General features: G+C 73.7%; 22 protein-coding genes. 18 read left to right on the forward strand and 4 right to left on the reverse strand.

Going from position 1 to position 18,673, the window contains the following annotated elements; translation table 11 throughout:
* The first annotated feature begins 6 nt into the window (after positions 1 to 6).
* Complete coding sequence (locus tag ACFXDE_RS05050; protein ID WP_380491014.1) at positions 7 to 2,241, forward strand: pyridoxal-phosphate dependent enzyme; 2,235 nt, start codon at positions 7 to 9, stop codon at positions 2,239 to 2,241.
* A gap of 25 nt (positions 2,242 to 2,266) precedes the next feature.
* Here ACFXDE_RS05050 and ACFXDE_RS05055 read toward each other — a convergent pair whose 3' ends face one another.
* The 4 genes from ACFXDE_RS05055 to ACFXDE_RS05070 form a co-directional block, all read right to left on the reverse strand.
* Positions 2,267 to 3,049: a thioesterase II family protein gene (locus tag ACFXDE_RS05055; RefSeq protein ID WP_380435267.1), complete on the reverse strand. Its 783-nt coding sequence runs from the start codon at positions 3,047 to 3,049 to the stop codon at positions 2,267 to 2,269.
* The gene (locus ACFXDE_RS05060) at positions 3,049 to 3,693 is read right to left on the reverse strand and encodes a LuxR C-terminal-related transcriptional regulator (protein WP_380491017.1); all 645 of its coding nucleotides are present in this window, start codon (positions 3,691 to 3,693) and stop codon (positions 3,049 to 3,051) included. Before ACFXDE_RS05060 ends, ACFXDE_RS05055 begins: the two co-directional genes overlap by 1 nt.
* 83 nt (positions 3,694 to 3,776) lie before the next feature.
* Positions 3,777 to 3,989, reverse strand: a complete 213-nt coding sequence (locus ACFXDE_RS05065; RefSeq protein WP_380435265.1) for a response regulator transcription factor — start codon at positions 3,987 to 3,989, stop codon at positions 3,777 to 3,779.
* Positions 3,990 to 3,994: 5 nt separating this feature from the next.
* On the reverse strand, positions 3,995 to 4,180 hold the full coding sequence (locus ACFXDE_RS05070) for a hypothetical protein (RefSeq protein ID WP_380491019.1): 186 nt from the start codon (positions 4,178 to 4,180) through the stop codon (positions 3,995 to 3,997).
* A gap of 161 nt (positions 4,181 to 4,341) precedes the next feature.
* Between ACFXDE_RS05070 and ACFXDE_RS05075 the strand changes: the two genes are divergently transcribed.
* From ACFXDE_RS05075 to ACFXDE_RS05155, 17 genes are all read left to right on the forward strand, one after another.
* A complete protein-coding gene (locus ACFXDE_RS05075) occupies positions 4,342 to 5,385 on the forward strand; it encodes a LuxR C-terminal-related transcriptional regulator (RefSeq protein ID WP_380435263.1) in 1,044 nt (347 codons plus the stop codon).
* A 79-nt stretch (positions 5,386 to 5,464) separates the two neighbouring features.
* Positions 5,465 to 5,902 (forward strand): hypothetical protein, encoded by a 438-nt coding sequence (locus ACFXDE_RS05080; RefSeq protein ID WP_380491022.1) that lies wholly within the window; start codon positions 5,465 to 5,467, stop codon positions 5,900 to 5,902.
* A 91-nt stretch (positions 5,903 to 5,993) separates the two neighbouring features.
* Positions 5,994 to 6,374 carry a cupin domain-containing protein gene (locus tag ACFXDE_RS05085; protein ID WP_380491024.1) on the forward strand — a complete coding sequence of 127 codons (381 nt, stop codon included), beginning with the start codon at positions 5,994 to 5,996 and terminating at the stop codon, positions 6,372 to 6,374.
* 111 nt (positions 6,375 to 6,485) lie between these two features.
* On the forward strand, positions 6,486 to 6,851 hold the full coding sequence (locus ACFXDE_RS05090; protein WP_380435260.1) for a DUF488 domain-containing protein: 366 nt from the start codon (positions 6,486 to 6,488) through the stop codon (positions 6,849 to 6,851).
* A gap of 145 nt (positions 6,852 to 6,996) precedes the next feature.
* Positions 6,997 to 7,833: a ferritin-like domain-containing protein gene (locus ACFXDE_RS05095; protein WP_380491026.1), complete on the forward strand. Its 837-nt coding sequence runs from the start codon at positions 6,997 to 6,999 to the stop codon at positions 7,831 to 7,833.
* Positions 7,830 to 8,645 (forward strand): ferritin-like domain-containing protein, encoded by an 816-nt coding sequence (locus tag ACFXDE_RS05100; protein WP_380491028.1) that lies wholly within the window; start codon positions 7,830 to 7,832, stop codon positions 8,643 to 8,645. The genes ACFXDE_RS05095 and ACFXDE_RS05100 overlap by 4 nt, the downstream gene beginning before the upstream one ends.
* An 87-nt stretch (positions 8,646 to 8,732) precedes the next feature.
* Positions 8,733 to 9,218 carry a cupredoxin family copper-binding protein gene (locus ACFXDE_RS05105; RefSeq protein ID WP_380491030.1) on the forward strand — a complete coding sequence of 162 codons (486 nt, stop codon included), beginning with the start codon at positions 8,733 to 8,735 and terminating at the stop codon, positions 9,216 to 9,218.
* 6 nt (positions 9,219 to 9,224) lie between these two features.
* On the forward strand, positions 9,225 to 9,668 hold the full coding sequence (locus ACFXDE_RS05110) for a hypothetical protein (protein ID WP_380491032.1): 444 nt from the start codon (positions 9,225 to 9,227) through the stop codon (positions 9,666 to 9,668).
* Positions 9,669 to 10,038: 370 nt separating this feature from the next.
* On the forward strand, positions 10,039 to 11,730 hold the full coding sequence (locus ACFXDE_RS05115) for a hydrogenase maturation protein (RefSeq protein ID WP_380491034.1): 1,692 nt from the start codon (positions 10,039 to 10,041) through the stop codon (positions 11,728 to 11,730).
* Positions 11,731 to 11,862: 132 nt separating this feature from the next.
* Positions 11,863 to 12,918, forward strand: coding sequence for a hydrogenase expression protein HypE (locus ACFXDE_RS05120; protein ID WP_380435254.1), 1,056 nt, complete (start codon positions 11,863 to 11,865; stop codon positions 12,916 to 12,918).
* Between the two features lie 100 nt (positions 12,919 to 13,018).
* Positions 13,019 to 14,806 (forward strand): nickel-dependent hydrogenase large subunit, encoded by a 1,788-nt coding sequence (locus tag ACFXDE_RS05125; RefSeq protein ID WP_380435253.1) that lies wholly within the window; start codon positions 13,019 to 13,021, stop codon positions 14,804 to 14,806.
* Complete coding sequence (locus ACFXDE_RS05130) at positions 14,803 to 15,270, forward strand: thioredoxin (RefSeq protein ID WP_380435252.1); 468 nt, start codon at positions 14,803 to 14,805, stop codon at positions 15,268 to 15,270. The genes ACFXDE_RS05125 and ACFXDE_RS05130 overlap by 4 nt, the downstream gene beginning before the upstream one ends.
* Positions 15,267 to 15,914, forward strand: coding sequence for a DUF5947 family protein (locus tag ACFXDE_RS05135; RefSeq protein ID WP_380491036.1), 648 nt, complete (start codon positions 15,267 to 15,269; stop codon positions 15,912 to 15,914). The genes ACFXDE_RS05130 and ACFXDE_RS05135 overlap by 4 nt, the downstream gene beginning before the upstream one ends.
* Complete coding sequence (locus ACFXDE_RS05140; protein WP_380491038.1) at positions 15,911 to 16,555, forward strand: DUF6084 family protein; 645 nt, start codon at positions 15,911 to 15,913, stop codon at positions 16,553 to 16,555. Before ACFXDE_RS05135 ends, ACFXDE_RS05140 begins: the two co-directional genes overlap by 4 nt.
* On the forward strand, positions 16,552 to 17,916 hold the full coding sequence (locus ACFXDE_RS05145) for a hypothetical protein (protein ID WP_380491040.1): 1,365 nt from the start codon (positions 16,552 to 16,554) through the stop codon (positions 17,914 to 17,916). Before ACFXDE_RS05140 ends, ACFXDE_RS05145 begins: the two co-directional genes overlap by 4 nt.
* Entirely contained in the window at positions 17,913 to 18,419 is a 507-nt protein-coding gene (locus tag ACFXDE_RS05150) for a hydrogenase maturation protease (RefSeq protein WP_380491042.1), read from the forward strand. The genes ACFXDE_RS05145 and ACFXDE_RS05150 overlap by 4 nt, the downstream gene beginning before the upstream one ends.
* The gene (locus ACFXDE_RS05155) at positions 18,413 to 18,517 is read left to right on the forward strand and encodes a DUF6893 family small protein (protein WP_380397724.1); all 105 of its coding nucleotides are present in this window, start codon (positions 18,413 to 18,415) and stop codon (positions 18,515 to 18,517) included. The genes ACFXDE_RS05150 and ACFXDE_RS05155 overlap by 7 nt, the downstream gene beginning before the upstream one ends.
* The last annotated feature ends 156 nt before the right edge of the window (positions 18,518 to 18,673 follow it).

The following is an 18,673-nucleotide window of genomic DNA, read 5'->3' on the forward strand; positions in this document are numbered from 1 at the left end:
ACCGACATGCGGCAGGAATCGGTCATCGACGGCATCGGCCACACCCCGGCGGTGCGGCTGCGGGTGGACGCCCCGGACGGCGTCGAGGTCTTCGCCAAACTGGAGATGCAGAACCTCTTCGCGATGAAGGACCGGGTGGCCCGGCAGGTGATCCTCGAAGCCCGGCGCACCGGTGCGCTGGCCGAGGGCGGGCCGATCGTGGAGAGCTCCTCGGGCACGATGGCGCTCGGGGTGGCCCTGGTCGGCACCTACCTCGGCCATCCCGTGCACATCGTCACCGACCCGCGCATCGACCCCGTCACGCTGGCCAAGCTGCGCACCCTGGGCTGCGAGGTCCACGTCGTGGAGGCGATGACCGGCCAGGGCTGGCAGAGCGCCCGGCTGGAGCGCCTGGCCGAGCTGATGGCCGGCCTGCCCGGCGCGTTCTGGCCGCGCCAGTACAGCAACCCGCAGAACCCCGCCGCCTACCGCGGCCTGGCCGGCGAACTGCTCGCCGACCTGGGGACGGTGGACGTCCTGGTGGGGGCGGTGGGCAGCGGCGGCTCGCTCTGCGGGACGTCGAAGGCGCTGCTGGAACGCCTGCCCGGCGTCGCGGTGGTGGGTGTGGACTGCGTGGGCAGCGTGCTCTTCGGCCAGCCGGACCGCCCGACCCGCCGGCAGGGCGGGCTCGGCAACAGCCTCTTCCCGGACAACATCGACTACCGCGTCCTCGACGAGGTGCACTGGCTCTCCGACGACGAGGCCTTCGACGCCACCCGCCGGCTCGCCCGGGAGCAGAAGATCTTCGGCGGGAACACCTCGGGCTCGGTCTACCGGGTCCTCACCCACCTCGCGGCCCGCGCCGAGCCGGGCACCCGGCTGGTCGGGATCATGCCGGACCGCGGCGACCGCTACGTGGACAGCGTCTACGCCGACAGCGCCCCCGGGGGTGCCGTCGCCGAGGCCCCCGAGGAGGTGGAGTACGGCGCCACGGTGTCGAGTTGGTCGTTCGCCCGGATCCCCCGCCGGGACCGGCGGCTGCTGCTCTTCGTCGAGTCCAACACCACCGGCACCGGGATGATCGCGCTGCGGACCGCCGTCCGGCTGGCCCTGGAACCGGTGCTGTTCACCAAGGACGCGGCGCGCTACCCGGACCTGCCCGCCACCGGCTGCCGGGTCGAGGTCTGCGACACCGACGACGAGGCCGCGCTGGACGAGGCCGTCGCCCGGGTGAGCGCCGGACGCCGGGTGGCGGGCGTCACGACGACCAGCGAGTTCTACCTGGAGCACACCGCCCGGGCCGCCGCCGCCCTGGGCACGCCCGGCAACCCGCCGGAGGCGATGGCCCGCTGCCGCGACAAGGCGCTGACCCGCACCGCGCTGCACGAGGCCGGGGTGCACCAGCCCGGGTTCGCGGTCGTCACCGACCCGGACGGCGCCGCGGCCGCCGTCGCGGCCGTGGGGCTGCCCTGCGTCGTCAAACCGGTCGGGGAGTCCGGCTCGCAGTCCGTGCTGTGGTGCGAGGACGCCGCCACGGCCGTCGCGCACGCCACCGGGCTGCTCGCCGTCACCCACAACGTCCGCGGCCAGCGGACGGCGGGCGCGGTGCTGGTCGAACAGTACCTGGACGGGCCCGAGTTCAGCGCGGAGATGTTCGGCGTGGACGGCGAGGCGCGCTGCGTCGGCGTCACCCAGCGCACCGTCAGCCCGCTGCCGCACTTCGTCGAGACCGGTCACCTCTTCCCCGCCGACGTCGACGACGCGCTGGCGGGACGGATCGCCGACACCGCCCGGCAGGCCCTGAAGGCCCTCGGCTTCGAGCGCGGCCCGGCCCACGTCGAGCTCAGGCTGACCGCCGACGGCCCGGCCGTCATCGAGGTAAACGGGCGGCTGGCCGGCGGCATGATCCCGGAGCTGATCCGCCCGGCCACCGGGATCGACCTGCTGGAGCAGCAGATCCGCGCCGCCGCGGGCCTGCCGCTGAACCTCTCGGCCGGCCACGATCGCCGGGCCGGCCTGCGGTTCCTGACCGCGCCGAGGCCGGGCCGGCTGACCGGCGTGGACGGGGTCGCGCGGGCCGGGCGGGTGCCGGGCGTGGAGCGGGTCGTGGTGAGCGGGACGCCGGGGCGCGAGGTCCGGCCGCCGCAGAGCGCCTACGACCGGCTGGGCCACGTCATCGCGGTCGGTTCCTCACCGGAGGAGGTCGGACGCGCGCTGACCGAGGCGACCGGACTGATCGAGGTCGGCGTGGAAGAGGAGTGACGATCCATCAAGAGATGATGGTCCGTCACATCGCCTCCGGCGCGGGCCGTCCGTGGAGCTCGGCCGCCATCCGGCCGAGCATCCGGTCCATCTCCTCCCGGAGGAAGAAGTGTCCGCCGGGATGGACGTGGAGGGCGAACGACGCCGACGTGTGATCGGCCCAGCCCGCGGTCGGCTCCACCGGGACGACCCGGTCGTCCCGGCCGGCGAACGCCGTGATGGGGCAGGAGACCCGGCTCCCGGCCGGCGCCCGCCACCGTTCGAACAGGGTCAGGTCGGCCCGGATCACCGGCAGCATGAGCTCCATCAGCTCGGCGTTGGCGAGGATCCCGGGAGGCGTGCCGCCCATCGCGGACAGCTCCGCGAGGAGCTCGGCGTCCGGCAGTGCGTGCAACGGCCTCGGCTCGGCGGCCGAGGCCGGCAGGGCCCCGGAGACGAAGAGCCGGGCGGGCGGGGTGGCCCCCGGCCGCCGCTCCAGCTCCTCGGCCACGGCGTACGCGATCTTCGCGCCCATGCTGTGCCCGAGGATCGCGTAGGGCCCGCTCTCCCGCCGGAGGACCTCCTCGCACAGCGCGTCCACCACGGCGGCCATGTCGGTCAGCGGGGGATCGAGCAACCGGGTGCCGTGGCCCGGCAGTTCGACCGGGACGACCTCGACGGAGAGCGGCCGGGCGGCCGCCGTCCACGGGCGGAAGAACTGTGCCGCCCCGCCGGCGAAGGGGAGGCAGTAGAGGCGGGGCGAACCCGTTGTCGTCGTCCTGGTCCAGGGCAGCCAGCGGGCGCCGTGGTCACGGTTCTGTCGCAGCATCAGATGACACCGTTCTGGTGGGCGAACACGGCGGCCTGGAGGCGGTCCCGGAGGCCGAGTTTCCTGAGCAGCTGGGAGACGTGGAACTTGACCGTCGACTGCACGATGCAGAGCCGCTTGGAGATCTCGGCGTTGGACATCCCGTTCGCCAGCAGCGCCAGGATCTCGCGTTCGCGGAAGGTGAGGAGGTTGAGCCCGAGCGCCGGGAACAGCGCGGGCCGTCTGTCGCGCACCCAGCTGAGGAGCAGGGCCGCGATGTCGGGGGAGAGGAAGGAGTGGCCGGCGGCCATGGCCCTGATCGCCTGGGGGAAGTCCTCCGCCAGGGTGTTCCGGGTGACGATCCCGGTCGCGCCGGCCAGGACGGACTCCAGGACGGCGTCGTCCTCGGCCGGTGTCATGAGCAGCGTGCGGGGGGCCGGCCGGCTCGGCCCCTGGAGGTCGCGGACGAGCTCGATGCCCGTCATGTCCGCGAGTTCGTAGTCGGCCACGACGACGGCGGGGTTCAGCTCCCGGGCCAGCGCGCTGGCGGTGCTCCCGTCCGCGGTCTCGCCGACCACCCGGAAGTCCGGCTCGGCCACGAGGGCCGAGGAGAGTCCGCTGCGCATCAGCGGCTGGCCCGCACAAATCAGGATCGGTATCTCCATCGGTCCGTGACATCCCCTTTCTCCGGAGTGGTCCTCCCGGCCCGCCGGCGTCCCGCCGGGCGGTGCTTCGGATGCGGACCGGATCAGCCCGTACCGGGCCCGGCGGGCCCGGCGGTGTCGAGCCCGAGCGCGATGGCCAGCAGCTGCGTGCGGCTGCTGGCTCCGCTCTTGGCCCGCATGTTGCGGATGTGGGTCTCGACGGTGTGGTGGCTCAGGTGCAGCAGGCGGCCGATCGCCCGCGACGTGTGGCCGTGCGCGAGGTGGTCGAGGATCTCCCTCTCCCGCGTCGTGAACAAGGGGTTCAGCCTCCCCAGGAGGTGTCGTTGCAGCGGGTGCGCGGCGGGCAGGTGAACGGGGCGGACGGCGTGGGACCGCTGCGCTGGGCGGTCGTGGTGTGACCGTCGTGGGCGCGCGCCGAGGCCGTCGGCGGGAGCCAGGCGGCGACGGCGGCGAGGAGCGCCACGGTGGTGAGGACGATGCGCTTCATGGGGTGTCTCCCGTGGTTCGTTGGTATTCGCCCCATCCGCTGAAGGGGCGGTGGCCTCACTCTGGCGGGCATCGAAGATCGCCGACATGCTTGGAGCCGTTCATCAACGTGCCTGGCAACAAAGGGGTGTGGGTGTAAACATGGACAAAAGTGATCACGATGTGACAGGGCGTCGGGCCGAACCAGGTCAGGGGCAGGAATCCGACCTGTCCGTCTACGCATGGTTCGCGGAGAACCGGTTCGCCGGGGCCCACGATCCGGTGGTCGTCGCGCAGGCGACGGGACTGGCCCCGTCCGGCGTGACGGCCGCGGTCGAGAGACTCCTCGACACGGGACTGCTGGCGCCGGCCGGCGCCCGGCAGGACGCGCTGCGGGTGGTGTCCCCCGACGCGGCCTTCTTCCGGCGCGCCGCGCCCGTCGAGGCGGAGATCCGGCAGCGCCAGGACGACATCGCCCGAATGCGCAGCCGGTACGACGAGTTCTCCACGCTCTTCCCGGAGAGCCGGGAGACCGGCGCGGGCATCGAGGTGATCCCCACGCTCGCGGAGGTGCGCTTCCTGCTCAACCGGCTGGGCGAGCAGTGCACCACCGAAGTGGTCTCCTGCCAGCCCGGCGGCGGCGCCCGGCTCCCCGAGGCGATGTCCGAGGCCCTCGTGCGCGACCGGGCGATGCTGGAGCGCGGCGTGCGCATCCGCACCCTCTACCACCACACCGCCCGCTTCAACGGCCCCAGCCAGGCCTACGTCGCCGCCGCCTCCGCCCTGGGCGCCGAGTACCGCACCACGCACGAACTGGCCGGGCGGGTCATCATCATGGACCGCGAGACCGCCTTCCTCCCCTCCACCGGCCCGGGCCTCGGGGCCACGGTCATCCGCGAACCGTCGACCGTCGCCTACCTGTACGAGATGTTCGAACTCACCTGGGGCCAGGCCACCCCGTTCCAGGAGTCGACCGGACGCGAGATGGAGGCCGTCGCCCGGGAGATGCACGGCACGATCCTGCGCCTGCTCGCCGACGGGATGAAGGACGAGGCGATCGCGCGCCGGCTGGGCATGTCGCTGCGCACCGCGCGCCGGCACATCGCCGAGATCCTGGAGCGGCTCGGGGCCGACAGCCGCTTCCAGGCGGGCGTCGCCGCCAGCCGGGCGGGCCTGCTGGACACCCGGGAGCCGGATACCCGAGGGCCGGATACCCGAAAACCGTGATGCCGTCCGACACGCCGATGCACCATGCTTGACATCCCGACATCAGCGGGGTGAGCGGTACCGCCGAAGGAGACGACACGTGGACTGGGAACGCCTGAGCGAGCGCCCGGGGCAGGATCCCTACCTCCAGGAGCTGGCGCTCTTCCTGGACGCCCACTTCGCCCGCACCTTCGGGCTGGTCTGGCCCGAGAACGAGCCCGTCGTTCCACGGGGGACGGGCGGACCACCGGACACCGTGCTGGCCAGGTACGTCGCCGACGGCCTCACAGCCCTGCTCGGCTGGCGGGTCGAGCACGCCGCCGGCCCCCGGCCGCCCTCCGGCCACCTCCTGGTGATCCAGTCCGCCGGATCGAGCCGCTGGACGCTCAGCTCGCCGGGGGACCCCGCCGCCGAGGTCTCCACCCTGAGCGGAGAGGCCCTGTACGTCCCGCCCGGTTACCGGTCCAGCGCCGTCCACAGCGACGACGCGCGGCACGTCGTCCTCGTCGTCACCGAAGCCGAGGGGGCACAGGCCTAGGGCGACGACGCCCACCTGCCCCCACCTGCGGGCTTCCGTAGAATCCACGGGCGCCCATCCGGCCGCGCCCGCCCGTCCGCAGGAGGAAGCCTTGACGTCCGACCCGCGACCCGGTGTGCTCACCTGCCTGGACGGCCTGCTCGACCGGGCCCCCGCCGACCGCGGCGGCGCCCTGTGGCGGCTCGCGGAGGAGGGCCGCCAGCTGGACGCGAACGTCATCCGCCTGCTGCCGCACGCCGAGGTCGCCGCCCACGTGGAGCCGGACCTCGACGTCCTCGTCCAGGTCCTGGAGGGCAGCGGCCACCTGGAGACGGCCGCCGGCCGGCAGGTCCTGGCGCCCGGCTGCACGGCCTGGCTGCCGCACGGCGCCCGCCGCGCCGTCTCGGCCGGCCCGGACGGCCTCGTCTACCTCACCGTCCACCGCCGCCGCCCCGGCCTGTCCGTCCGCCCGGCTCCGGCGGACGCCCGGTGAGGGGCTGACGGGCGCGCGGTACGCCCGCGCGGGTGTGCCCCGCTTGTGGACGGGCGTGGTCGCGGGTTCTCGTGGAGACCGGTGTCCGGACAGAACCGGGAGGGTCCCGTCATGGCCGCACGAGTCGCCTACCGGCGGATCTACGAGGAGTCCTCGCCCCAGGACGGGCGGCGGGTGCTCGTCGACCGGGTCTGGCCGCGCGGGATGACGAAGGAGGACGCGCACCTCGACGAGTGGCTGCGGGACGTCGCCCCGTCGACCGGCCTGCGCCGCTGGTACGGGCACGAGCCGAGCCGGTTCGCCGAGTTCCGCCGCCGCTACCGCGCCGAGCTGCGCGACACGGAGCACCGGGAGGCGGCCGGGCACCTGCGCGACCTCGCCGCCGGGGGCGGTCTCACGCTCCTGACCGCGACCCGGGACGTCGACCACAGCCAGGCCGCCGTCCTCGCCGAGTGGCTCGGCGGCACGCGGCGATGACCGTCAACCGCGCTCCTACGCCCCCACCCGCACGAAGGAAAAGACGGGCCAAACGGGGCGTTGAACCGAGCCGCGGCCGCGCTCGTACCGAAGGGCAGGGGAAAGCGGTCCGGCATCCGGCCGGGTCGCCGGACCGAGACGGGACATGATGGCCGACGAGCGCATCGACACCCGACTGCTGGACGAACTCACCGAGCAGTCACAGGACTTGAACAGCGACGCGATGCGGATCACCCGCGGCGCGCTGAGCGGCTTCGCGGAGGCCGCCGGGCCGTCGCGGCCGTGGTGGCGGGGCGGCGCGCTCGCCGCCCTGGTGGGCGGGGCGGGCCTGCTCGGCACGGCCCGGGCGGCGGCGGACTCGCCGTCGCCCTCGGCGTCGCCGTCGCCGTCGGGATCCGCCTCCGGCGCCGTGACGGCGGACGACATCCGCGCGCTCCAGACCGCCGCGGCGCTGGAGAACCTGGCGGTGAGCGTCTACCAGACGGCCGCCGGCCTGCCGTTCATCAAGGACGGCAACAAGACGGTGGCCGCGTTCATCGCCAAGACCACCGAGCAGCACCAGGCGCACGCCCAGGCGTTCAACGCCGCCGCGACCGCCGGCGGCGGCAAGGCGCAGACCGGCCCGGACCCGAAGTACAAGGCGGTGGTCGACCAGACGCTGCCCACCATCAAGACGCCGGCCGACGTGGTGAAGCTCGCGATCACGCTGGAGGACGTCGCCGCCCAGACGTACACCAAGAACGTCGGCCAGGTCTCCAGCGCCGACCTGCGCAAGCTCTTCGCCTCCGTCGCCCCGGTGGAGGCGCAGCACCGGGCCGTGCTGCTCGCCGTGCAGGCGCTGCTGGCGGGCAACGCCGCCGATCTGATCACGATCCCGGTGGACCCGGCGAAGCTGCCCGCCGCGGCCGGCAGCGTGGGCTTCCCGGACGCCTTCTACAAGACCGACAACGCCTCCCCGATCACCGAAGGGGCCGTCCAGTGACCGCCGACCGCACCTGGGAGCCCGCCCTCGGCGAGGCCGAACTCGCCCGCCTGACCCGGGAGATGGACGAGGCCCACCGGGCCACGCTGCCGCTGATGCGGGCCTCCGCGCGGGACCTCGGGGAAGAGCTCCGCGCCTCGGTCCCGGCCGATCCTGGCCGGCGCCGGTTCCTGCTCGGCGCGGGCGGCGTGGCCGCGGCCCTCACGCTGGCGGCGTGCTCCGGCAGCAAGAGCGTCAAGGACCCGGCGCCGACCAGTCCGGCCGGCTCGGCCAGTGCGGTGTCCGGCTCGCCGTCGGCGTCCGGCGGCTACACCGGGGACCTGCGGGTCGTCGCGCTGGCCGTCGCGCTGGAGAACCAGGCGGTCGGCGCCTACAAGGCCGCGCTGGACGCCGCGGGCGCGGGCAAGCTCGGCACGGTGCCGCCGGCGGTCGCGACGTTCGTGACCACCGCGATGAACCAGCACGCCGACCACGCCAAGGCCTGGAACGCCGTCCTCACCGGCGCCGGACTGCCCGCGATCAACGACGTGCCGCTGTCCAACCAGGCGGACACGATGGCGGCCCTCGGCAAGGCGGCCTCGGTCGGGGACGTGGCCAAACTCGCTCTCGAACTGGAGGACCAGGCCGCCCAGACCTACCTCTTCGCGACGTACAACGTGACCGGTGCGGCCGGGATCGCGACGGCCGCGAGCATCGCCCCCGTCGAGGCCATGCACGCGGCGATCCTGAACTACGTGCTCGGCCAGTACCCCGTGCCCGACGACTTCCTGCCCACCGACAAGGCCGCCAACCCGGACCTGCTGACCGTCTGACGACACCACGAGCCGGCGCGCGCCCACCAGACGCCCCGGGCGCGCGCCCCACCCCTCCACCCGACCCACCCGAAACGGAGCCCGTACGTGACCAGAACCCGGCCCCTCCTGGCTGCTGCCGCCGCCCTGCTGCTCTCCGTGGGTCTCGCGGCCTGCTCCAGCTCCAGCAAGCCCGCGAACACCACCACCAGCGCGGCGAGTTCCCCGGCCGCCAGTGCCAGTGCCAGTGCCAGTGCCACCGCGACCGCGAGCGCCACCGCGACCGCGACCGCGAGTGCCACCGCGTCTGCCTCCGCCGCCACGCCCGCACCCAGCAGCACCGGCGCGCTCCAGGTCACGATCAAGAACTTCGCGTTCGCGCCGGCCTCCCTCACCGTGAAGCCCGGTCAGACCGTCACGGTCGTCAACCAGGACTCCACCACCCACACGCTGACCGCCTCCGACAAGTCCTTCGACACCGGGAACATCGCCCCGGGGGCGTCCGCGACCTTCACCGCGCCGCAGCAGACGGGCGACCACCCGTACATCTGCACCATCCACCCGTTCATGCACGGCACCCTCACCGTTGGCTGATGCACCATGGACACCCCCGCACCCGGCCGCCGCCGCGGCCGGAGCCTCACCCACCTCGTCCTGCGCCTCGCGGCGGCGGCCGGACTCGCGATCGACGCGGCCGTCCACGCCCGGCTGGCCGACCAGTACGACGCCGTCGGCGACTCGCTCAGCCAGGGCACCCTGTTCCGCCTGGAGTCCGCGGCCGCGAGCCTCGCCGCACTGCTCCTGCTCCTGTGGCGGCACCGCACCGGCGACCTCTTCGCGTGGGCCGTCGCCGCCTCCGGGCTCGGCGCGCTGATGCTCTACCGCTACGTGGACGTCGGCGCCATCGGCCCGCTGCCGAACATGTACGAGCCCGTGTGGTTCACCGACAAGACGCTCGCCGCCTGGGCCGAGGGGGTCGCCACGGCGGCCCTCACCGTGCTGCTGCTGGACCGCCGACGACGCCGCCCCCGACCCCGGTCGTGAGGGCCGCGCCCCACGCCGGCGCGCGCTTCGGAGGCGCCCCGCCGCGCCCCAGTGCGCCCTGCCCGCCTCCGCACGCCGTTGTGGGCCGGGCCGACCGCGATGAGGCTTCTTGTCCGTACACGTTGTCTGTACATGTTCATGAAACCCGTCCACGGAGGTGCGCACCCGTCACGAACCCCGCAATCAGCCGACCAGTGGCCCGCCCCACCTCCCCGGGGGTGGGCCACCTCCACGTCGGCCGGGCGGCAGCGGCGGCGACGGCGGCGGTTCGGGTGAACGGGCGGCGCGGCGGCGGGCGCGCGGCCGGGGGCGGACGGGGCCGGGGCGATGATCGCCGGGTTCCCGGACGCTCACCCCACCGGAGGCGGATATGCGGATCCTGCTCCTCGCCAGCGCGTTCAACAGCCTCAGCCAGCGGCTCCACGCCGAACTGCGCGACCGCCGCCACACCGTGGACGTCCACCTCGCCGGGGACGACGACGACCTGCGCGCCGCCGTTCGGCGCCTGCGGCCCGACCTGGTCCTCGCGCCCATGCTGCGCACCGCCGTCCCGCCGGACGTCTGGTCGGAGACCACCTGCCTGATCGTCCATCCGGGCCCGCCGGGCGACCGCGGCCCGTCCTCGCTCGACCGGGCGGTCCAGGAGGGCGTCACCGAGTGGGGCGTCACGGTGCTCCAGGCCGAGGCCGAGATGGACGCCGGGCCGGTCTGGGCCTGGGCGCCGTGCCGCCTGCCCGCGCGCGGCAAGAGCGACCTGTACCGCAACGAGGTCTCCGACGCGGCCGTGGCCGCCGCGCTGCTCGCCGTCGAACGCGTCGCCTCCGGCACGTACGCGCCGCAGCCGCAGCACGGGCCCGGCTGGCGGGCGCCGGTGCGCACCCGGCCCGTCCTGCGCCAGGAGGAGCGCCGGATCGACTGGACGGACGACTCCACCGAGGAGGTGCTGCGCCGGCTCCGCGCCGCGGACTCGCAGCCCGGCGTGCTCGACGAGCTGTGCGGCGGCGAGTGGTACCTGCACGGCGGGCACCCCGAGCCGGAGCTGCGCGGCCGTCCCGGCGACCTCCTCGCGACCCGGGCCGGGGCGGTGTGCCGGGCTACTCCGGACGGCGCAGTGTGGATCCCCGAACTCCGCCGGCGGCGCACACCCGGCGGGCCCGTGACCTTCAAGCTCCCGGCCGTGACGGCGCTCGGCGCCCTGCTGCCCGCGCTGCCCGAGGTGCCGGCGCCGCTGATGCCGGGCGGGGACGACGAGCCCGCCTGGTCGGACATCGGCTACCGCGAGGAAGGCCCGGTGGGCTTCCTGCGCTTCTCCTTCCCCGGCGGCGCGATGTCCGCCGAGCACTGCCGCCGCCTGCGGGAGGCGTACCGCTTCGCGCTCGGACGGCCGACCTCGGTGCTGGTGCTGGGCGGCGGCCGGGACTTCTTCTCCAACGGCATCCACCTCAACGTCATCGAGGCCGCCCCGGACCCGGCCGCCGAGTCCTGGGCGAACATCACCGCGATGGACGACCTCGTGGCCGAGGTGCTCACCACCACCGACCGCCTGGTGGTCGCCGCCGTCGCGGGCAACGCGGCGGCCGGCGGCCTGATGCTCGCCCTGGCGGCGGACGAGGTGTGGTGCCGCGGCGGATCCGTCCTCAACCCGCACTACCGGCTGATGGGCCTGCACGGGTCGGAGTACTGGACGTACACCCTGCCCCGCCGGGTGGGCGCACCCGAGGCCGAGCGGCTGACCCGCCAGGCGCTCCCGCTGTCCGCGGCGATGGCCGAGCGGGCCGGCCTGGTCGACCGCGTACTCGCCTGCGGCCCGCAGGAGTTCGGGCCGACCGCGGCCCACCTGGCCGGGCTGCTCGCCGCCTCGCCGGGCACGCAGCGCCGGATCGCCGAGAAGAAGGCCGTCCGCGAGGCCGACGAGCGGAGGAAGCCGCTGGCCGCCTACCGGGCCGAGGAGCTCGCGGTGATGCACCGGCAGTTCTTCACACCCGAATCGCCGTACCACGCGCTGCGCTCCGCGTTCGTCCGCAAGCGCCCCGCGCCCGCGGGCCTCCTCGCCCGGGCGTGACCCGAACGGCCCAGCCGGCTTGCGTCCACCGGGCGACCCGCACGGCTCTCCGGACCGGCGTTCGATCCGAACGGTTGCTATGACTGTCTTTGAGCCATTTCGTCCGGCTCCCATCCCCGAGGAGGCATCCTCATGGGTGCTGCAACAGCTGCATCAACCGACACCGACGTGGTGCACATTCTCTGGATCAACGCGGGCCTCAGCTGCGACGGCGACTCCGTCTCGCTGACCGCCGCGATGCAGCCGAGCATCGAGGAGATCGTCACCGGCGCGCTGCCCGGCCTGCCCAGGGTCGCGGTGCACTGGCCGCTGATCGACTTCGAGTGCGGCCCGGTCCAGGGCGCGGACAACTTCGTCGAGTGGTTCTTCAAGGCCGAGCGCGGCGAGATCGAGCCGTTCGTGCTGGTCGTCGAGGGGTCCATCCCCAACGAGAAGATCAAGAAGGAGGGCTACTGGTGCGGCTTCGGCGACGACCCCGCGACCGGCCAGCCCATCACCACCAGTGAGTGGCTGGACCGGCTCGCCCCCAAGGCGACCGCGGTGGTGGCCATCGGCACGTGCGCCACGTACGGCGGCATCCACGCGATGGCCGGCAACCCGACCGGTGCCATGGGCGTGCCGGACTACCTCGGCTGGGACTGGAAGTCCAAGGCCGGGCTGCCGATCGTCTGCGTGCCGGGCTGCCCGATCCAGCCCGACAACTTCGCCGAGACCCTCACCTACCTGCTCTACCAGCTGGCCGGCTCCGCGCCGATGATCCCGCTCGACGACAAGCTGCGGCCCGCCTGGCTGTTCGGCGCCACCGTGCACGAGGGCTGCGACCGCGGCGGCTACTACGAACAGGGCCAGTTCGCCACCGACTACGGCACGCCCGAGTGCCTGGTGCGGCTCGGCTGCTGGGGACCGGTCGTCAAGTGCAACGTCGCCAAGCGCGGCTGGATCAACGGCGTCGGCGGCTGTCCGAACGTCGGCGGGATCTGCATCGCCTGCACGATGCCGGGCTTCCCGGACAAGTTCATGCCCTTCATGGACCCGCCGCCCGGCTCGCGCGTCTCCACCGGCGCCAGCGGCGTGTACGGGACGGTGATCCGCCGGTTGCGCGCGATCACGCAGAGCACCGTCGACAAGGAACCGAAGTGGCGCCACACCGGCCGCCACCTGACCACCGGTTACCGCCCGCCCTGGTGACGCCGGAGGGCCGCGCACCCCGCCCGGGGTGCGCGGCCCGTCGCCGCCCCGCCCACCTCCCCACCCAAGCAGGCCACGACAGAAGGGCACGACACACACGATGGCAACACCGACGACCAGGGCCTCCGGCGACGGCAGCGGCCTGACCGAGATGTCCTGGGACCCGATCACCCGGATCGTGGGCAGCCTGGGCATCCACACGAAGATCGACTTCAAGCAGAAGAGGGTCGCGGAGTGCTACAGCACCTCGTCCGTCTTCCGCGGCTACAGCGTCTTCATGCGCGGCAAGGACCCCCGCGACGCGCACTTCATCACCAGCCGGATCTGCGGGATCTGCGGCGACAACCACGCCACCTGTTCGGTCTACACGCAGAACATGGCCTACGGCGTGAAGCCCCCGCACCTGGGCGAGTGGATCATCAACCTCGGCGAGGCCGCCGAGTACATGTTCGACCACAACATCTTCCAGGAGAACCTGGTCGGGGTCGACTACTGCGAGAAGATGGTCAAGGAGACCAACCCGGGCGTCCTGGAGCTGGCCGAGCGCACCGAGGCCCCGCACGCCCGCGACCACGGCTACAAGACGATCGCCGACATCATGCGCTCGCTCAACCCGATCGAGGGCGAGTTCTACCGCGAGGCGCTGCAGGTCAGCCGCTACACCCGGGAGATGTTCTGCCTCATGGAGGGCCGCCACGTGCACCCCTCCACGCTCTACCCGGGCGGCGTCGGCACCGTCGCGACGGTGCAGTTGTTCACCGACTACCTGACCCGGCTGATGCGCTACGTCGAGTTCATGAAGAAGGTCGTGCCGCTGCACGACGACCTCTTCGACTTCTTCTACCAGGCACTGCCCGGCTACGAGGAGGTCGGCCGTCGCCGCGTCCTGCTCGGCTGCTGGGGCAGCCTCAACGACCCGGACCACTGCGACTTCACGTACCGCAACATGACGGACTGGGGCCGGCGGATGTTCGTCACCCCCGGCGTCGTCGTGGACGGCAAGCTCGTCACCAACGACCTCACCCAGATCAACCTCGGCATCCGCATCCTGCTCGGCAGCTCCTACTACGAGGACTGGCAGGGCAAGGAGCTGTTCGTCACCCACGACCCGCTCGGCAACCCGGTCGACCCGCGCCACCCGTGGAACCAGCACACCATCCCGCAGCCGCAGAAGCGGAACTTCGACGACAAGTACAGCTGGGTGATGTCCCCGCGCTGGTTCGACGGCAAGGACCACCTCGCCCTCGACACCGGCGGCGGCCCGATCGCCCGCCTGTGGTCCACCGCGCTGTCCGGCCTCGTCGACATCGGCTACATCAAGGCCACCGGACACAGCGTCAAGATCAACCTGCCCCGCTCGATGACCAAGCCCGAGGTCACCTTCGAGTGGAAGATCCCGCAGTGGAGCAACGCCATCGAGCGCAACCGCGCCCGCACCTACTTCCAGGCGTACGCGGCCGCCGCCGCCCTGCACTTCGCCGAGAAGGCGCTCGACGAGGTCCGCGCCGGGCGCAGCCAGACCTGGGAGCGCTTCGAGGTGCCGGACGAGTCGATCGGCTGCGGCTTCACCGAGGCCGTGCGCGGCGTGCTCTCGCACCACATGGTCATCCGCGACGGCAAGATCGCCAACTACCACCCGTACCCGCCGACCCCGTGGAACGCGAGCGTGCGTGACAGCTACGGCACGCCCGGCCCGTACGAGGACGCGGTGCAGAACACGCCGATCTTCGAGGAGAACTCCCCGGAGAACTTCAAGGGCATCGACATCATGCGCGCCGTGCGCAGCTTCGACCCCTGCCTGCCCTGCGGCGTGCACATGTACGTCGGCGGCGGGCGCACCGTGCAGACCATGCACGTGCCCACCGGCCTGAGCGGGCTCACCGCATGACGGCCGAGCAGACCGGGCTGCGGATCCAGGAGGCCCTGGACGCCCTGGCCGGCAGCGGCGCCGAGGAGGCGGGCGAGCAACTCGTGCGCGACCTCATGGAGTTCTACGGCGAGGGCCTGGCCAGGCTGGTGCCGGCGCTCGCCCCGCCCGCCCTGGAGCGGATGCTGGACGACCCCGCCGTCGCGGGGCTGCTGCTCCTGCACGACCTGCACCCCGAGGACGTGACCGCCCGGATCGACCGGGCGCTCGCGGCCCTGCCCGAGCGGGTCGAGGTGCTCGGCTTCGAACCGGCCACCGGCGCCCTGCGGCTGCGCCGGACGGCCTCCGGCTGCGGCTGCTCCGACCAGGACGTCGAGGCCGTCCTCGCCTGCCACGCCCCCGAGGTGACGGCCGTCGAGCTGGAGCGAGCCCCGCAGCTGCTCCAGATCGGCACCCGCCCGCAGCAGCCCGCGGAGGCGCGATGAACACCCGGAGGGTCTCCCGGGACGGGACCGCCCTGCTGCGCCGGCTGCGCGAGCCGGCGCCGCCGCGCCCCGAGCAGTGCGGCTTCTGCGGCCGCGACCTGCCGCCCGGCCACCGCCACCTGGTGGACGTCGAGGACCGCGCCCTGGCCTGCACCTGCACCGCGTGCGGCCTGCTGTTCCAGCAGCCCGGCGCGGCCGGCGGGCGCTTCCGCACCGTTCCCGACCGCTACCTCGCCGACCCGGACGGCGCCGTCGACGAGCGGCTGTGGTCGGTGCTCGGGATCCCCGTCGGCACGGCGTTCCTGTTCCGCAACGCCGTGCTCGACCAGCTCCTCGCCTTCTACCCCGGCCCGGCCGGCGCCACCGAGAGCGAGCTGGACGAGGACGCCTGGGAGCGCGTCCTCGGCGGGAGCCGACTGGCCGCCGCCCTCGAACCCGACGTCGAGGCGCTGCTGCTGCGCCGCACCGACGGCCGCGTCGAGTGCTACCTGGTGCCGATCGACGTCTGCTACGAGCTGGTCGGCCGGCTGCGGCTGTGCTGGCACGGCTTCGACGGCGGCGCCGAGGCGCGGGCCGAACTCGACGCGTTCTTCGGCCGGCTCGCCGGCCGGGCCCGGCCGCTGCCCGCGGAGGTGACGGCATGACGCCGCTCGGCTTCGCGTGCACCGGCGTGCGCTCCGACCCGTACGCGGCCGCGCCGACGCTGGTGTTCCGGCTGCGCATCACGGCGCCGGCCGACACCCGGGTGCACGCCCTCGCCCTCCAGTGCCAGCTGCGGATCGAACCGGGCCGCCGGTCGTACGCCGAGGCCGAGGGCGGGCGGCTGGGCGATCTGTTCGGCGAGCGGGAGCGCTGGGCGACCACGCTCAACCCGATCCAGCTCGCCACCGTGCCGCTGCTCGTGCCCGGCTTCACCGGCGAGACCGAGGCCGACCTCGCCGTGCCGTGCAGCTACGACCTGGAGGTGGCCTCCGCCCGCTACTTCCGGGCGCTCGACGGCGGCGAGGTGCCGCTCCTGCTGCTCTTCTCCGGCACCGCCTTCGCCGGCCCCGGCGGCTTCCAGGTCACCCCCGTGCCCTGGGACAAGGAGGCCCGGGTGCGGATGCCGGTGCGGGTCTGGCGCGAGGCGATCGACCAGCACTTCCCCGGCTGCTCCTGGCTGCGCCTGCCCGACGACGTGATGGACGACCTGCTGGCCTACCGCTCCCGGCGGGCCCTGCCCTCGTGGGAGGCGACGGTGCGCGAGCTGCTCGCGGCGGCGGCCGTCGAGGAGGCGCTCCGGTGACAGGGTTTCCGGAATCGATCGAGAGCGGCTTCGCCGGGGCGCGGCAGATCGCCGACGCCGTGCTGCTGGAGGGCTACGTGCTCTACCCGTACCGCGCCTCGGCGGCCAAGAACCGGCTGCGCTGGCAGTTCGGCGTCCTGGTGCCGCCCGAGTACACCGCGCAGGGCGGCGAGCACTCCCACCAGCGCACCGAGTGCGTCATGGAGGCGCGGCAGGACGACCGGCTCGCGGTCGAGCTGCGCTTCCTGCGCGTCCAGCGGCGCACCGTCGAACAGGCCACCGCCACCGGCGGGTTCGAACCGGTGGAGCGGCTGGAGCTGGCCGACCGGGTGCTCGTCGAGTGGGACGAGGCCGTCGAGGAGCGGATCGAACTCCTCGTGCCGGTCGCGGAGTTGATGGGCGAGGGGGTGCAGCACGGGTTCCGCCTGCCGGGCGTCGGCGAGACCGAGCTGCTGCGCGAGGACGGCACCGCCGTCGGACGCCTCGTCCGGCGGCGCGAACAGGTCGACGGCGTCGTGCGGTTGAGGATCGAGGAGCTGCCGGGCCCCTACCGTGCGCAGCGCCTCACGGCCGTCGTGGAGAACGCGTCCACCTGGATGCCGCGCCGGCGCACTCCGCGTGAGGAGGCGCTGCCGCGCGCCCTGGTCTCCGCCCACCTGCTGCTCGGGCTGGAGCACGGCCGGTTCCTGTCGGTCACCGACCCGCCCGAGTGGGCGCGTGCGGCCGTCGAGCGGTGCCGCAACGAGCAGACGTGGCCCGTCCTCGCCGGAGCGGACGGCGGGTGCAAGGTGATCCTCTCCTCGCCGATCATCCTGGAGGACCATCCGCGGGTGGCCCCGGAGAGCCTCGGCACGCTGTACGACGCCACCGAGATCGACGAGATCCTCGCGCTGCGCACCGCGGCCCTCACGGACGAGGAGAAGCGGGAGGCGCGGGGCACCGACGAACGGGCCGGCGCCGTGATCGACCTCGCCGAGTCGATGCCGCCCGAGGTGCTGGAGCGCCTGCACGGGGCCATCCGCGGGCTGCGCGAGATCTCCTCCGCCGATGCGGAGCAGCCCTGGTGGGATCCGGGCAACGATCCGGCGGTCGACCCCGAGCGGGACGAGGTGCTGGTCGACGGCCGTGCCGTCGCCGCCGGCAGCCGGGTGCTGCTGCGGCCCGGACGGCGGCGCACCGACGCCCAGGACCTGTTCCTGGCCGGGCGGACGGGCGTCGTCGAGGCCGTGCTGCACGACGTGGACGGCTCGGTGCACCTGGCCGTCACGGTGGAGGACGACCCGGGCGCCGACCTGTGGCGGGCGCAGGGCCGCTTCCGCTACTTCCAGCCCGACGAGGTCACCCCGCTGGAGGAGTCGTGAGCGGACCGAAGGTGCTGGTGGCCGGGGTGGGCAACATCTTCCTCGGCGACGACGGCTTCGGGGTCGAGACCGTCCGGCGGCTCGCCGCCCACCCGGTGCCGGACGGCGTCGAGGTGGTCGACGTCGGTGTGCGCGGCGTGGACCTCGCCTACCGGCTGCTCGACGGCTACCGGACCGCCGTGCTGGTGGACGCCACCTGCCGCGGCGGGGTGCCCGGCACCGTCTACCTCATCGAGGCGGCCGCCGAGCCGCTGGAGGCGCCGGTGCTGGACGGGCACCGGATGGGGCCCGACGCCGTGCTCGGGCTGCTCGCCACGCTCGCCGCGGGCACCGGCGGCGAGCCGCCCGGGCGGGTGCTGGTGGTCGGCTGCGAGCCGGCGTCGCTGGAAGAGGGCATCGGGCTGAGCGCCCCGGTCGCCGCCGCCGTGGAAGAGGCGGTCCAAGTGGTCCTGCGGGTCGTGGACGAGGCCGCGCAGCCGGAGAAGGAGACGACACCATGCTGAGGAAACTGTTCTGCGCCGCCCTGCTGGCGGGGATCGGCGCTCTGGTCTGGCAGAGCCTGCCGGACCTCAAGCGGTACCTGAGGATCTCGCGCATGTGACGCGCACGTGAGCTGCGCGCGGGGCGCGGATTGCTGCGAACGGTGCAGCCCCGGACGCGGGGGGGGGGCGGGGGTGGGGGGGGGGCCCCCCCCCCGCCGGGAATAGGGGGCGGTTGGGGCCGGGGGGGGGAGGGGCCCGAGCCCCCGCTGTGTAGA

This window comes from Kitasatospora sp. NPDC059408, from assembly GCF_042751525.1.
Taxonomy (GTDB): Bacteria; Actinomycetota; Actinomycetes; order Streptomycetales; family Streptomycetaceae; genus Kitasatospora.